Below are 14,476 nucleotides of genomic sequence, written 5' to 3' on the forward strand. Positions count from 1 at the left end.
GGCCCAATCTAAACGCAGCCGGGGACGATCTAGGCGAGCGGGGCGAGCGCCTTCGCGAGCGGCTCGAGGACGGACGGCGGGGCGTCCAGCGGAAGGTTCATGATCACCAGGTCGACGCCGGCCTCGCCGTACGCAGCGGCCTCGGCGACCGCTTTGTCGAGGGGGCCGTCCGCGTCGATCCGGACGTTCACCGAGCAGGTGATCTCGTCGACGTCGCGGCCGACCTCCTCGCAGCGCTGTACGAGGACGTCCTTGAGCGCCTTCCACTCCTGCGGGTTCGGGACGATCACGTTCCACTGCTGCGCCCACTTGGCGACCGCGCGGAGGGTCCGGTTCGGGCCTTTACCGCCGATGGTGATCGGCGGGTGCGGCGTCTGCACCGGCTTAGGGTTGCAGTACGCGTCGGTGAGCTTGACGTACTTGCCGTCGAAGTTCGCGACCTTCTCGGTGAGCAGCGCGATCATCGCCTGCGTACCCTCGTCGAAGCGGTCGAAGCGCTCCTTCAGCCCGTACAGCTCGATGCCGTACGCCGCGGTCTCCATCTCGTTCCAGCCGGCGCCGATGCCGAGCTCGAGGCGGCCGCCCGAGATGATGTCGGTCGTCGCGGCCATGTTCGCGAGCACGGCCGGGTGCCGGTAGATCATCCCGGTCACCTGGCAGCCGAGCCGGATCCGCGACGTCGCCTCCGCGAGCGCGGCGAGCGTGGTCCAGGCCTCCAAGTTCGGGCCTTGCATGTCACCCGTGAGCGGGTAGAAGTGGTCCCAGTGCCAGGCGGACTCGAAGATCTCGAAGTCGTCCGCCGCCACCCACACGTCCCGCATCTGCTGCCAGGTGGTGTGCTCCGGCCTGGTCTTGATCGCGAACCGCATCCCGCGCCTCCCTGAAGGCAACCGTTTCCCGGAGGCAGACATTACCCCGTCCCTGCGAACGGCTCGCCGGGACCAGCAGGCGAAGACCCCGTCCGCTCGGGAGACTTGGACCAGGGTCTGGGGCGAGGGGGCTGCATGTTCGGTGAACTGCCACGAGAGCTGGCCGAGGACGCCTCTGGACGAAGCTGCCGCCGCCGCTGCTCAGCGTCCTGATCATCGGGCTCGCGTTCGTCTTCGAGTTCCTGCTCGGCGTCGACGACGCGAAGGGCACCGAACAGAGCAAAACGTTCGTCGCGGGTGTGCCGTGGACGGTATGGCGATCCGTCAGCGCCGCGGCGCTGGTCCTTTTCATCCTGCTGACAGTGCAGGCGATCCGCATCCTGCAACTCCCGCACAACTGGGGCTTCCGCCCCGAGGCGCTACGCCGGCGGAACTACCCGTTCGCGGCCGGAGCCGGCGCGACGGCGATCGCCGTGTACCGGCTGACCGTCCACACACGCGGGCCGGTCGTGCCGGTGCATTACCTGCAGACCCGAACGGATCTCGTGTTGATCGCCGCGCTGGTCGCCGCGGTCCCCTGGCTCGCCGTCGTCTGGCTCGCACACGCCGAGTGCCGCGCGGAAGTTCGTGGAGCACGTGTGCCCGCTGCCCAAGACCGGGCGGCCGACCGTCGAGTGGGCCGAGGAACGCGCGCGGATCGAGCACCTGCTGCACCTCGACGTACCGTTCGTACGGAATCCGCTGACGCTGGTCGGCGTCCTGGCACCGCTCGCCGTCAGCGCGCTGGCGGCGTTCCTGCCGGAGATCGCGAACTAGGTCCTGTCTGGTAATCCAGCGCCGTAGCGAGGAGGTGCTCGGTGCGGTAGCTCGGCGTGCGGGGGCGAAGGTCTCGATGCGGAGCATCGTGGCCTTTGCACCCGTGCGGCGAGGTGCCGTGCCGAGTGCCCCGCAGTAGGCGCTGGATTGCCAGACAGGGCCTTAGTCGAGTCCGAGGCGTGCGCGGACCTCCGGCCGGCGCAGCGGCGGCACGGTCTGGGGTGGGGTGCGGCGGGCCGGCATTTCGTCGAGGAGCTGTTCGGTGATGCGGGCGACCTCGGTGGCGGCACGTTCGATCGGGCCGCGGGTGGTCGCGCTCAGCGAGCCGACGCCGGTCACCTTGCGGACGTACTGCAGTGCGGCCGCGTAGATCTCCTCGGAGGTCGCGGACGGCTCGAGTCCCCGGAGCACTGTGATGTTTCTGCACATGCCATAAGACAGTACGCGCCGTCAGTAGCAGCGCCCCGGTGGTTACAGGTGATCCTGTAGCCACCGAGGCGATCGCTTCCGTTCAGTAAGAAGGCTGACTCGGGTCGATCTGGTCGACCCAGGCGACCACGCCGCCGCCGACGTGCACGGCGTCGGAGAAGCCGGCGCCCTTGGCGATGGCGAGGACCTCGGCGGAGCGGACGCCGGACTTGCAGTGGAAGACCAGCTGCTTGTCCTGCGGCAGCTTCTCCAGCGCCACCCCGGTCTGGAAGTCCGCCTTCGGGATCAGCACCGAGCCCGGGATCCGGTTGATCTCGTACTCGTTCGGCTCCCGGACGTCGATCAGGACGAAGTCCTTCTCGCCGTTCTCCTTGAGCTTGATCCACTCGCTGAGCTGCTTGACCGAGATCGTCGAGCCGACGGCCGCGTCGGCCGCCTCCTCGGTGATCGCGCCGCAGAAGCTCTCGTAGTCGATCAGCTCGGTGACGGTCGGGTTCTCGCCGCAGATGGCGCAGTTCGGGTCCTTGCGGACCTTCAGCGAACGCCAGTTGAGGTCGAGCGCCTCGTAGATGTTCAGCCGGCCCAGCGACGGGTCGCCGATGCCGGTGAGCAGCTTGATCGCCTCGGTGACCTGCGCGGCGCCGACCGACGCGCAGAGCACGCCGAGGACGCCGCCCTCGGCGCAGGACGGGACCATGCCGGGCGGCGGGGGCTCCGGGTACAGGCAGCGGTAGCACGGGCCGTTGTCGGCCCAGAACACGCTGACCTGGCCGTCGAAGCGGAAGATCGAGCCCCAGACGTACGGCTTGTGCAGCAGCACCGCGGCGTCGTTCACCAGGTAGCGGGTGGCGAAGTTGTCGGTGCCGTCGACGATCAGGTCGTACGGCTCGAAGATCTCGAACACGTTGTCGTTGTCCAGCCGGGTCTCGTGCAGGACGACGTTCGTGTACGGGTTCACCTCGAGGATGGACTCGCGCGCGGACTGCGCCTTGGACTTGCCCACGTCGGACTGACCGTGGATGACCTGGCGCTGCAGGTTGGACTCGTCGACGGTGTCGAACTCGACGATGCCGAGCGTGCCGACCCCGGCCGCGGCCAGGTAGAGCAGGGCCGGGCTGCCGAGACCGCCGGCGCCGATCACCAGCACCTTGGCGTTCTTCAGCCGCTTCTGCCCGGCCATCCCGACCTCGGGGATGATCAGGTGCCGCGAGTACCGCCGCACCTCGTCGATCGTGAGCTCGTCGGCCGGTTCGACCAGCGGTGGCAAAGACACGTGTCGGCTCCTCAGGAAGACATCGGACGGGGTGTGATGGTTTTCAACCATCCGTCCCGCCTCCATGTTCCCGCACTCTTTCAAGCACCCCCGACAGAGTCCACATCCCGGTACCCGCGTCTCAGTCGTTGTCGGTGATCGTGACGGTGAGCGTCCTCGGGACCTTCAGTACGGCGCCGTCGACCGTGCTGATCAGCGCGCTGAAGGTCTCGGCCGGCTCCTTGACCCGGTCGTCCAGGATCCGCACCTGGAGCTCACCCGTGGTCTTGCCGGGTTCGACGTACCCGTCGATGGCGCGGTCCACCGGGCCGGTGCCGCCGTCGTTGACGCTGCGGTAGTCCTTGCGGATCACCGCCGTACCGTCCTTGAGCACGCCGGCGAACGTGACGTACTTGTCGCTCGGCGCGGACAGCTTGACCGGGAAGTCGACCACACCGTTCTTCTCCACGGTCTTGACGTTGCCGAGGGTCAGCTTCGGTGTCGGGTCGTCGTCCTTGACGAGCCCGTGCCCGAAGGACTGGTCCAGCAGCGCGTCGTGCGGTACGGACAGCACCAGGCTGAACGGCAGGTCGTAGCTGTCCCGGGTGTTCCCGACGATCGGTACGGTCACCTTCTGGCGTACCTGTCCCGGCTTGAACACCAGGTGCTGCGCTACCTCGCCGACGGACGTACCGAGGTCTCCGTTCGTCTCGGCGTACACACTGACCGGTCGAATGCACGGCCGCGACAGGCGGACCCAGAAGTCCGCTGTGTGCGTCCCCTTGTCCCCCTCCTTCACGGTGACGTTCGACGCGGACAACTTCGGCAGCAGGACCGCAGGTGCCGACAGCCCGAGCCCTGGCGACGAGAAGGCCAAGTCACTCACGTACGCCGATCCCTTGGCGACCCGGTCTGTCCTCAGCTCCACGGTCCGCACATCGCTCAGATCTACGCCCTTCAGCGATGCCACGGGGATACGTACTGTCCGCAGCAGGTTCTTGGGTAGACCGCTGTCGTTGGCACCGGGCATCCGCACGAGTGCGTCGCTGACAGCTGACACCGGTACGGCGGCAGCTCTGCCGTGCCCGTCGACGAGACGGACAGTCAGGTCGGTCTTCGGCGCACCAGCCGGGTCCGGTGCGGCGCGGAACGTGAGTGCAGCGAACCGCCGTACGTCCCGCTGCCAGGCGGGTACGTTGACGCGCACTACTCCATCCGTGCCGGTCCACTTGAGCCTGGTGACAGCCGTGGTCGGTGTTTTGGAGGCGAACCAGGCCGTGGTCCAGTGAGGTGCGTTTGCCCAGTCGTCCGTGGTCATGCAGGTCGGTAGAGCAGCTCTGACCGCAGTACTGGTCACACCGGCGCACACCGTCGCCGTAGCCTTCCCGCTGACCGCTCCAGCAGGCAGGGCCTTGTCGAAGTGGTTCAGATCCTCCCGCGACGTCCACGGTGCCTGAGAGGTCACACGTACGACGGCCTTCCCAGCAGACGCGGCCCGCGAGTCGGAGCCGTCGAACTGTGGCAGGAACTGCGTCTCGTGCCCCAAGTGCAAGCGGAAGAAGCCCGCGACGTACGCCGTACCCACAGCCTGCTGCTGCTTCGGGGTCAACCTGCCCGCGTACTTCGCTCCACAGGGTGACGCCTTCTCGTCGCCGAACCAGTCGTCGATCGACGGCGCAGTCGACTGCCCAGGAGTCCACTCGGTGTTGAAGAAGTTGTGGTTGGCGCCCATCACCAGCACGGTCGAGCGGGGCGCGGTGTCACCGTCAACGGCGTACCTGGTGTCGTCGTAGAACAGCTGCCCTTCCAGATCGGACACGTCACCGTCGCAGTACGGCAGTACGACGCTCATGGCGACGCCCGGAACGGTGGAGCGTGCGAAGTCGGTAGGAGCGAGGGGTAGTACCGCGCGGATGCCGAACTGGCCACCGCGGTCCGCGTTCAACTGGGCAGCTCTGGCGACGCCTTCACCACCGCGGGAGTGCCCCATCAGGCCCACGTCCTGGAGGTTCAGTTTGCCGACGAAGCGTGTCCCGAACGGTCCACCGCCGCCGGTCGACCACTTACGCCACAGCGCCAGGTGGTCGAGGATCAGCTCGGCCCGCGCTTGGGCCCCCGCGTCGTACGCGTCGCCGTCCCAGGCGTTGACGGCGTTCGCGCTGATCGATATGACCTGGTACCCGTTGCTGGCCAGCGCTGTCGCCGGCCCGTCGTACCCGCGGTAGCTGGGGACCGGCTTCTCCCCTGGCGGACATGGCCAGGGCTTCTGGTCGTCTCCGGGACCAGCGGGGTCGCCGTAGCAGGCCTCGTGCCGGCCGTGCAGGAAGACGACCACGGGCCGCGGACCGACAGCACCGTGCGGTGAGTAGACCTTGCCGCGCAGCTCGGACCGATGCGCTAGACCAGGCAGGTAGACGGCCTCGTCACCGAGGTTGTACTCAGCCGTGTCCACCTGGTACTTGCCCAGCGCTCCAGGGTCCGACGGGAGCAACGGGCCGCGCCGTGCTTTCAACCAGTCGGCGTCGGTCGGCCCCGCGGCCGCTGTGATGTTGCGGCTCTTGCTGGACTCTTTACCGAGATCACCGGACCACACCAGCCGTACGTCGTGCGCGGTGACGACAGACGGGTCGGTAGTGACCAGGGTCAGGGTCTTGCGGTCCGGGGACTGCTTGGCGACGCCTAAGGGATTGCCGTCGACCTCCAACAGCGGAAGGGACGCGCGCATCTGTGCGGGCGCGTCGAGGTGCAGGGTCAGTTGATAGCCGACTGCGAGCGGTCGCACGTCCCACTGGTTGCTTTGAGCAACAACTGGGGGTGCGGCGGTCGCCGGCAGCGACCCCACCCCCAGCAGTACGGCGATCCCCAACGACAGATTTCGGGCGGTTCTGCCAATCACGCGCCCAAGTTGACCCGACGCTCCGCTCGATCGTGTCTCAGTCGGGCGTCGGCTTCGACTCGATCAGCTGCCGGAACGCACAGGCGACCTCCTCCGGGTGCTCCATCTGGGCGACATGCCCCGACCGCGGCAGGTAGAGCAGGTGCGCGTTCGGGAAGGTGCGCTGCGCCTTGGTACGGATCCGTGCGTCGACGAGACGGTCCTTACCGCCGTAGATCAACAACACCGGGCACTCGATCGTGGCAGCGTCCGCCCACAACGAACGGCGCGGTCTGGCCAGTGACGAACGCAGGATGCTGCGTGCACCGTCAAGAGTCGCCTGCCGGCCCCACGGGTCGGTGTCACGCCGGTGCAGCTCCTGCTCGTACGCTGCGCGCACCTCCGGCGCCAGCGCACGTGGATCCCCGAACACCATCGCCAACGACGCTTCGAACCGCTGGTCGAACGGCAACCGCTGCGTGCGCTCCAGTACCGCGGGACCGAGCCGCGGCGTCGCCAGCGCGGTGAACCACAGGGCGCTCGCCGAGACGCGCGGATGCGGCAAGGCGGGCGACACGAGGGTCAGCGACTTCACCAGGTCCGGACGCTGCGCGGCCAGCGCCACCGACGCGGCCCCGCCCATCGAGTTCCCGAACACGTGCACGGGCTCGTCGTACTCCCGCTCCAGCAACTGGACGAGTACTTCGGCCTGCTCGGAGATCCCGGTCACACCGGACAGCGGCGTACGCCCGAAACCGGGAAGGTCGGGCGCAACGCCGCGGACAGTGTCGCTGAGCAGATAACCGAGCGCGGTCCAGTTCAACGAGGACCCGCCGAGCCCATGGACGAACAGTGCAGGCGGCAAGTCGTTCGCGGCACCAGGCACGTCCCTGACCAGCAACTCGACTCCAGCGACCGGCACCCGCCGCTCCGGCCACTTCTTCAACTCCACGGGTACGGCATCCCCGGTTACTGGCCCGTAACTCTCCACGCTCCCATGGTAGAACCCCCGATCCGGAACACTCGTCGCCATGACGCAGTACGAACCTCCGGCCAGGCAGAAACACACAACACGCACCGTCCTGCTGATCGTCCTGGCCTGCGCAGTCCTCGCACTGCCCGCGCTCTGGGCGGTCACCGCCGGCTACACCGCGGTGCGGACGGCCATAGCCGACCGCGAGCGTCATGAGGTCGTCTACAAGGTCACGGGCTCAGCCAAGGGACCCGACATCCTCTACAGCAGCAACGGCCACGGGCACATTACGAAGGAGTCACACGCGACCCTGCCGTGGAAGAGCAACACGATCATCGTCAAGGGACGAAGCCAGGTCCTGTCCGTCTCTGTCATACCGCAGGTCGACGGCGCAGGCCCTGTCAGGTGCGAGATCTGGGTGGACGGAAAGCTGGTCGAGCAGGACGATCCTGAGACGGCCCATCCCGGCCTGTCGCTGGCCGCGAACTGTACGCACATGCCCTGACGCGTCGGCCGGACAGGTCACCGGAGGTGCAGACTGGAGCACATGGCGGGTGCTCAGCAGCAGCTGACGACCGAGGTGGACGGGCAGACGATGAAGCTCACCAACCTCAGCAAGGTGCTGTATCCACAGTCCGGGTTCACCAAGGCCGAGGTGATCGACTACTACCACCAGGTGGCGGAGGTGTTGCTGCCGCATCTGTCCGACCGGCCGCTCACCCGCAAGCGGTGGCCTGACGGCACGGACGCGGCGTTCTTCTTCGAGAAGAACGCTCCCCGTGGTACGCCGGCCTGGGTGCGGACGGAGACGCTGCCCACTCCCGGTAGCTCGACCGGACGCGACGAGATGAGCTTCGTGGTCTGCGACGACGTACAGACCGTGGTGTGGCTGGCGAACCTGGCCGCGCTCGAGCTGCACGTCCCGCAGTGGCGGATCAGGCTGTCCGACCAGGGCAGGGACCCGCAGGCCGATCTGATCGTCTTCGACCTGGACCCTGGTCCGGGAGCTTCGATTGTCGAGTGCTGCGACGTGGCACTCGCGCTCCGGCAGCTGCTGCACCACTTCGGTATGGAGGGATGGCCGAAGACCTCCGGCAACAAGGGCATGCACCTGTACGTACCGATCGAGCCCGCGTCGTCCAGAGAGACCAGTGCGTTCGCGAAACTCCTGGCGGAGCAGCTGGCCGAGGCCCTGCCGGAGAACGTGACCGCCAACATGACCAAGGCGCTACGCCCGGGCAAGGTGTTCATCGACTGGAGCCAGAACGCCAGCGCCAAGACCACGCTCGCGCCGTACTCCCTGCGCGGCGCCGACGAGCCACGGGTGTCCACCCCGATCGACTGGGACGAAGTGGCCTCCGCCACGGCGCCGGAGGACCTGAAGTTCCTCCCGCACGACGTCCTCGCCCGGATCGAGGAGTACGGCGACGTACTCGGGGAACTGTACGACGACCCGCAACCGCTACCGCAGGGCTGACCGAGAGGAGAGCCGGATGACCAGCGAGACCGACTACGAGGGCCCGGGCGACTCCGAGAACCTGCCCGACGACGCGCCCGAGGCGGATGTCCTCGAGCAGCGCCTGGCGTCCACCGAGGTGGGCGACCGGTCCGCGGACGAACCGCTCCCGGACGACGCCGATCCGGCCGATGTCGAGGAGCAGCGCCGGCCGGTCGGCGACGCCGACGAGGGCGAGGACGACTACCGCTGAGCGACCGGATCGTTACCACGTTGGAACACTTTCGCTCTACCACGATGGAACATCAGACGGCGGGGAAGCTACTGGCCGGGAGGACTGCTGGGTAGGATTCGTGGAACGACCCGGTGGCGGACCCCGATCGCCGCCGGAGCGCACCACCGAAGGAGCCCGACGTGTCGACGACACCGGAGACCGCACCCAAGCGCGGCAGCCGCCTGCCCCGGCTGGCGCGTCGCGCGCAACTGCTCGAGGCGGCCCAGGAAGTCTTTGTCGCGAACGGGTACCACGCCGCCGCGATGGACGACATCGCCGACCGGGCCGGCGTCTCCAAGCCGGTCCTGTACCAACACTTCCCCGGCAAGCTCGAGCTGTACCTCGCGCTGCTCGACACGTCCTGCGAGGCGATCGTGGCCTCCGTGCAGGACGCGCTGAAGTCGACCGAGGACAACAAGCTCCGGGTCGCGGCCACCATGCACGCGTTCTACGACTACGTGGCGAACGCGCAGGGGGCCTTCCGGCTGGTGTTCGAGTCCGACCTGACCAACGAGCCGGCCGTCCGGGAAAGGGTCGACCGGGTCACCCACGCCTGCGCCGAGGCGGTCTCCGAGGTGATCAGCGCCGACGCCGGCCTGAGCCGCGACCAGTCGATGGTGCTCGCGGTCAGCCTGGTCGGCATGGCCCAGGTCAGCGCGCGGTACTGGCTGGGCGCCGGCAACCCGTCGCTGCCCCAGGAACACGCCGCCGACCTGGTCGCCTCGCTGGCCTGGCGCGGCATCCGCGGCTTCCCGCGTACCGACGGCTGACGCCGTACCAGGTCTGCGAGGTTCTGCTGTCGGCGGACGGGTGCGAGTCGGCGGATCCGAGCGGATAGGCTCGAACCGTGACCGGCGAAAGCCGCCGGCGAGAACGTCCCGGAGGGTTTCGTGGAGGTCAAGATCGGCGTACAGCACGCCAATCGTGAGTTGGTTCTGGAGAGCGACCAGACTCCGGACGAGGTGTATGCGGCGGTGGCCGCCGCGCTCGACGGCAAGACCCAGCTGTTGCAGTTGACCGACGACAAGGGCCGCCGGGTGATCGTCCCGGCCGATCGGCTCGCGTACGTCGAGATCGGCGAGGTCTCGACCCGCAAGGTCGGCTTCGGCGCGATCTGACCGCGTTGGGGACACCCGCGAACTGATCGCGTTCCGGACACAGTCGCGCGTGTCCTGGTTGCACGGGACCGCTGAGCGGGCACGATGGCGGGTAGACCTGCGTCCGATTGGTCTGGTTGCTACGGGGCACCAGACGTGGCGCAGGTCAGCCATCCCTCACAAGGAGGAACCGTGTACTGGGTCTGGATGCTCATCGTCAGCCTCATCGCGGGCATCATCTTCGGGCCGCTGGCCCGGCTGGTGCTCCCCGGCAAGCAGAACATCAGCCTCGGCTGGACCATCCTCGGCGGCGGCATCGGCGCCTTCATCGGTGGTCTGATCGCGAAACTTCTCGGAGTCAAGGACACGTCCGGCCCGGACTGGATCCAGTACCTGATCCAGATCGTCTGCGCCGCGATCGTCGTCGCCATCATCTCGTCCCGGAACAGCAGCAAAGCCAAAGCCTGACGCAGGCAGCACCACCAAACGGCCGCCACCCCTCGCCGGGGCAGGCGGCCGTTGCCCTGCCCAAGCTCGCCCGTTTGCCTGGCAGACCCACCAATTTGGCTGGCAGACCCATGAGCTTCGGGGTTCCTGACCCTGACTCGGCGTGGGGAACCCCGCATTTGCTGGGTCAGCCAGGCAAATGGGTCAGGCCTGGAGGCCGAGGGCGGTCATCCGGGCCGTGTGGGCCTCGGTCAGCCGGGTGAACATCCGGCCGATGGCGGCCAGGTCGAGGCCGGGACGGTCGACGCTGCCGGCCAGCAGGGCCGCCAGCGAGTCACGGTCCGCGGCGATCCGCTGCGCCTGGCTGAGTGCCTCGCCGACCAGACGGCGGCCCCACAGCGCCAGCCGGCCGCCGAGCTTCGGGTCCTCCTCGATCGCGGCCCGCACGCGGTCTACCACGAACTCGGCCTGACCGGACTCCGCGAACACCTCCAGCACCAGCGCCCGCGTCTCCGCGTCCACGAACGACGCGATCTCCCGGTAGAAGTCGTTCGCCAGGCCGTCCCCGACGTATGCCTTCACCAGGCCCTCCAGCCAGTCCGACGGCGCGGTGTGGTCGTGGAACGCGTCCAGCGGCGTGACGAACGGCCGCATCGCGTCCATCGGGTCCACGCCGAGCTCGACCAGCCGGTCGCGAAGCTGCTGGAAGTGCCCGAACTCGGTGGTCGCGAGCGCCGCCAGCTCCGCCTTGTCGTCCAGCGTCGGCGCCAGCTTCGCGTCCTCGGCCATCCGTTCGAAGGCGGTCAGCTCGCCGTACGCGAGCACACCCAGCAGATCCACCGCCGCGGCCCGGTAGGCGGGATCATCAAAGGCCGTCTGCTCCATGCCCGGCACCCTATCGGGACTTCCGGGCAGTGGCGGATGCCACACGGGGCGGCGTTGACAGCAGCTGCGGTTACACTGGTGGGCGATTCGCCGGTGACGCGCCCACATGGGCAAGCTGGTGCGAGGTGCTTGCACAGTGTCCCCGCGCCTCACGACGGGGCTGTCCGGCCCCAGGCGCCCGGCCACAGAGCATCTGTCCGCACAAGCATGTGAGAGGCGATCAGCCTGACCACCTTCCGAGAGCTCGGGGTACTCCCCGAGATCTGTGACGCGCTCGACCGCGTCAACATCGTCGAACCCTTCCCGATCCAGGAGATGACGCTCCCGGTCGCCCTGATGGGCACCGATCTGATCGGGCAGGCCCGTACCGGCACCGGCAAGACGCTCGGCTTCGGCATCCCGCTGCTGCAGCGCACCATCTCCCCCGGCGAGGCCGACTACGAGGAACTGGCCGCGCCCGGGAAGCCGCAGGCGCTGGTCGTCACGCCGACCCGTGAGCTGACCATCCAGGTCGCCAAGGACCTGGTGACCGCGTCCACCGTCCGCACCGTGCGGGTCCTGACCATCTACGGCGGCGTCGCGTACGAGCCGCAGCTGGACGCCCTGAAGAACGGCGTCGACGTCGTCGTCGGTACGCCCGGACGCCTGCTGGACCTGGCCAACCGCGGTGTCCTGGACCTCGGCCACATCAAGGTGCTGGTCCTCGACGAGGCCGACGAGATGCTCGACCTGGGCTTCCTGCCCGACGTCGAGCGGATCCTCCGGAAGACGCCGGAGCTGCGCCAGACGATGTTGTTCTCGGCAACGATGCCGTCGGCCGTGATCGGCCTGGCGCGCACCCACATGCGGCACCCGCTGAACATCCGCGCGGAGTCGCACGAGGACACCCAGATGGTGCCGACCACGGCACAGTTCGTTTACCGCGCCCACGATCTCGACAAGCCCGAGGTCGTCGCCCGGATCCTGCAGGCCGACGACCGCGGCCGGGTGATGATCTTCTGCCGGACCAAGCGCGAGGCGTCCCGGCTGACCGAGGACCTGCAGGACCGCGGGTTCAAGGCGGCCGCGATCCACGGCGACCTGAACCAGCAGGCGCGCGAGCGGGCGCTGACGCGGTTCCGCGGCGACAAGATCGACGTACTGGTCTGTACTGACGTCGCCGCCCGGGGTATCGACGTCGAGGGTGTCACCCACGTCATCAACAACACCTGCCCCGAGGACGAGAAGACCTACATCCACCGGATCGGCCGTACCGGTCGCGCCGGGGCCAGCGGTATCGCGGTCACCTTCGTGGACTGGCCGGACCTGACCCGGTGGAAGGTGATCAACAAGGCGCTCGACCTGCCGTACGACGAGCCGCAGGAGATCTACTCGACGTCGCCGGAGCTGTACCACGACCTCGGCATCCCGTCCGAGGCCAAGGGCCGGATCCGCCCCGCCCGCGAGTCCCACGAACCACGCGAGTCCCGCGACTCCCGCGACTCCCGTGGTCGTCACGAGCGCTCGGATCGTTCCGACCGCGCGGGCCGCTCTGACCGTTCGGAGCGCGCGGGCCGTTCGGAGCGTTCGGGGCGTGACGGCCGCCCGGAGCGCTCGGACCGTACGGAGCGCTTCGAGCGTGACGGCCGCCCGGAGCAGGACGGCGAGCGCTCGGGCCGCGGCCGGAAGCGCAACCGCACCCGGAAGCGCACCCGCGCGGGTCAGCCGGTCGAGGAACTCGCCGACGTCACGACCAACACCGAAGTAACCGCCGTGGTCTCGGAGTCCACCGAGGAGACGCCCGCCCGCAAGCCCCGCAAACGGAAGCGCAACCGCAACCGCAGGCCCGGCGCCAACCAAAGCACGCTGCAGCCCGGCACCCCCAACCTGACCCCCGATCAAGCCGCACCAGCCACCGAGCCGAGCGCACCGGTAGCTGGGCCGAGCGCGCGGGCAGCTGAGCCGAGCACGACTACCAAGCCGAACGCACACACCTCCGCGCCGAGCACGCCGAGCGCACGTGGCGACGTACCGAGTGCACCGGCCGCCCAGGCGGGCGCAACGACGTCGGAGGCACCTGCACCGGCTGCCGCGCCTGTGGCGGCTGCAGCGAAGGCAACCGAGCCGGCCGCTGAGGCTCCTGCCGCTGCGCAGGCGCCGGTGAAGCGGACACCTGCTCGGAAGCCGAGCGCTGCGAAGGTAGCTGCTGAGGCGCCTGCCAAGCGGGCGTCGGCTCGTAAGGCTGCCGCTGCTCAGCCGGAGCCGGAAGCTCCGGTGCAGGAGGCCGCGAAGGCTGAGGTGGCGAAGAGCACCACGACCAAGAGCACGACGGCCAAGAAGGCACCCGCGAAGACCGCCACCGCCAAGAAGGCTCCTGCGCAGACCGGGACGGCTAAGAAGGCGCCAGCCAAGACCGCCACGGTCAAGAAGGCTGCCGCCGCCAAGAGCACGACGGCTAAGAAGGCACCGGCCAAGAGCGCGGCGACTCAGACGGCTGCCGCCAAGACCACGGTGGCCAAGAAGGCGCCAGCCAAGAGCGCGGCGGTTAAGAAGGCTGCCACGAAGACCGCTACGGCTAAGAAGGCACCAGCTAAGACCAGCACGGTCAAGAAGGCTGCCGCGAAGAGCACCGTGGCAAAGACGGCGGCTGCCAAGACCACGCCGGCTAAGAAGGCGCCAGCCAAGAGCACCGCGGTTAAGAAGGCCCCGGCCAAGACGACCACGGCCAAGAAGGCGCCTGCGAAGACGGCCACGGTCAAGAAGGCGCCTGCCAACAGCACCGTGGCAAAGAAGGCACCCGCCAAGACCGCCACCGCCAAGAAGGCACCGGCCAAGAGCACCGTGGCAAAGAAGGCACCCGCCAAGACCGCCACCGCCAAGAAGGCGCCAGCCAAGAGCGCTGTGGCTAAGAAGGCTGTCTCCAAGACCACGGCGGTCAAGAAGGCATCTGCCAAGAGCACCGTGGCGAAGAAGGCACCGGCAAAGACCACCGCGGTTAAGAAGGCTGCCTCCAAGACCACCACGGCTAAGAAGGCGCCGGCTAAGACTGCGGCGGTTAAGAAGGCTGTGGGTGGGAAGCGGGTGGCTCGGTCGTAGGGCTGTGAGGTCCGTCTTCTGAGCTCCG

Annotated in this window: 14 protein-coding genes; 8 read left to right on the plus strand and 6 right to left on the minus strand. The window is 68.3% G+C overall.

All coding sequences use genetic code 11. The annotated features are described in order from the left end of the window. Positions 1–29: 29 nt before the first annotated feature. Complete coding sequence (locus ACZ5BU_RS01715) at positions 30–869, minus strand: TIGR03560 family F420-dependent LLM class oxidoreductase (protein ID WP_465694730.1); 840 nt, start codon at positions 867–869, stop codon at positions 30–32. Positions 870–1,496: 627 nt separating this feature from the next. On the opposite strand from ACZ5BU_RS01715, the gene ACZ5BU_RS01720 reads away from it, so the two are divergent. Beyond that, positions 1,497–1,685, plus strand: a complete 189-nt coding sequence (locus tag ACZ5BU_RS01720) for a hypothetical protein (protein ID WP_465694731.1) — start codon at positions 1,497–1,499, stop codon at positions 1,683–1,685. A gap of 162 nt (positions 1,686–1,847) precedes the next feature. Here the strand turns inward: ACZ5BU_RS01720 and ACZ5BU_RS01725 are convergent, their stop codons facing one another. The 4 genes from ACZ5BU_RS01725 to ACZ5BU_RS01740 form a co-directional block, all read right to left on the minus strand. Then, positions 1,848–2,114, minus strand: coding sequence for a DUF2277 domain-containing protein (locus tag ACZ5BU_RS01725; protein ID WP_427889793.1), 267 nt, complete (start codon positions 2,112–2,114; stop codon positions 1,848–1,850). Between the two features lie 82 nt (positions 2,115–2,196). Next, positions 2,197–3,387: an adenylyltransferase/sulfurtransferase MoeZ gene (gene moeZ / locus ACZ5BU_RS01730; protein WP_465694732.1), complete on the minus strand. Its 1,191-nt coding sequence runs from the start codon at positions 3,385–3,387 to the stop codon at positions 2,197–2,199. Between the two features lie 121 nt (positions 3,388–3,508). Further along, a complete protein-coding gene (locus tag ACZ5BU_RS01735) occupies positions 3,509–6,262 on the minus strand; it encodes a Calx-beta domain-containing protein (RefSeq protein WP_465694734.1) in 2,754 nt (917 codons plus the stop codon). A gap of 37 nt (positions 6,263–6,299) precedes the next feature. Continuing rightward, on the minus strand, positions 6,300–7,232 hold the full coding sequence (locus tag ACZ5BU_RS01740; protein WP_465694735.1) for an alpha/beta fold hydrolase: 933 nt from the start codon (positions 7,230–7,232) through the stop codon (positions 6,300–6,302). A 40-nt stretch (positions 7,233–7,272) separates the two neighbouring features. On the opposite strand from ACZ5BU_RS01740, the gene ACZ5BU_RS01745 reads away from it, so the two are divergent. From ACZ5BU_RS01745 to ACZ5BU_RS01770, 6 genes are all read left to right on the plus strand, one after another. After that, positions 7,273–7,719 carry a hypothetical protein gene (locus ACZ5BU_RS01745; RefSeq protein WP_465694737.1) on the plus strand — a complete coding sequence of 149 codons (447 nt, stop codon included), beginning with the start codon at positions 7,273–7,275 and terminating at the stop codon, positions 7,717–7,719. Between the two features lie 42 nt (positions 7,720–7,761). Then, a complete protein-coding gene (ligD, locus tag ACZ5BU_RS01750; RefSeq protein WP_465694738.1) occupies positions 7,762–8,691 on the plus strand; it encodes a non-homologous end-joining DNA ligase in 930 nt (309 codons plus the stop codon). Positions 8,692–8,707: 16 nt separating this feature from the next. Next, positions 8,708–8,923, plus strand: a complete 216-nt coding sequence (locus ACZ5BU_RS01755) for a hypothetical protein (protein ID WP_465694739.1) — start codon at positions 8,708–8,710, stop codon at positions 8,921–8,923. A 161-nt stretch (positions 8,924–9,084) separates the two neighbouring features. After that, positions 9,085–9,714, plus strand: coding sequence for a TetR/AcrR family transcriptional regulator (locus ACZ5BU_RS01760; RefSeq protein ID WP_465694741.1), 630 nt, complete (start codon positions 9,085–9,087; stop codon positions 9,712–9,714). A gap of 120 nt (positions 9,715–9,834) precedes the next feature. Further along, a complete protein-coding gene (locus tag ACZ5BU_RS01765) occupies positions 9,835–10,062 on the plus strand; it encodes a DUF3107 domain-containing protein (RefSeq protein WP_465694742.1) in 228 nt (75 codons plus the stop codon). A 171-nt stretch (positions 10,063–10,233) separates the two neighbouring features. After that, entirely contained in the window at positions 10,234–10,509 is a 276-nt protein-coding gene (locus tag ACZ5BU_RS01770) for a GlsB/YeaQ/YmgE family stress response membrane protein (protein WP_465694743.1), read from the plus strand. A 183-nt stretch (positions 10,510–10,692) separates the two neighbouring features. Here the strand turns inward: ACZ5BU_RS01770 and ACZ5BU_RS01775 are convergent, their stop codons facing one another. Next, entirely contained in the window at positions 10,693–11,373 is a 681-nt protein-coding gene (locus ACZ5BU_RS01775) for a ferritin-like fold-containing protein (protein WP_387651857.1), read from the minus strand. A 315-nt stretch (positions 11,374–11,688) separates the two neighbouring features. On the opposite strand from ACZ5BU_RS01775, the gene ACZ5BU_RS01780 reads away from it, so the two are divergent. Continuing rightward, positions 11,689–14,448 (plus strand): DEAD/DEAH box helicase, encoded by a 2,760-nt coding sequence (locus ACZ5BU_RS01780; RefSeq protein WP_465694745.1) that lies wholly within the window; start codon positions 11,689–11,691, stop codon positions 14,446–14,448. Positions 14,449–14,476: the final 28 nt, after the last annotated feature.

The sequence above is a fragment of the Kribbella sp. NPDC031520 genome, assembly GCF_055580825.1.

Coding starts and splice junctions, on each gene's coding strand:
- ACZ5BU_RS01715 (WP_465694730.1), bottom strand. CDS start 869: ATGCGGTTCGCGATCAAGACCAGGCCGGAGCACACCACCTGGCAGCAG.
- ACZ5BU_RS01725 (WP_427889793.1), bottom strand. CDS start 2,114: ATGTGCAGAAACATCACAGTGCTCCGGGGACTCGAGCCGTCCGCGACC.
- ACZ5BU_RS01745 (WP_465694737.1), top strand. CDS start 7,273: ATGACGCAGTACGAACCTCCGGCCAGGCAGAAACACACAACACGCACC.
- ligD (WP_465694738.1), top strand. CDS start 7,762: ATGGCGGGTGCTCAGCAGCAGCTGACGACCGAGGTGGACGGGCAGACG.
- ACZ5BU_RS01755 (WP_465694739.1), top strand. CDS start 8,708: ATGACCAGCGAGACCGACTACGAGGGCCCGGGCGACTCCGAGAACCTG.
- ACZ5BU_RS01775 (WP_387651857.1), bottom strand. CDS start 11,373: ATGGAGCAGACGGCCTTTGATGATCCCGCCTACCGGGCCGCGGCGGTG.
- ACZ5BU_RS01780 (WP_465694745.1), top strand. CDS start 11,689: ATGACGCTCCCGGTCGCCCTGATGGGCACCGATCTGATCGGGCAGGCC.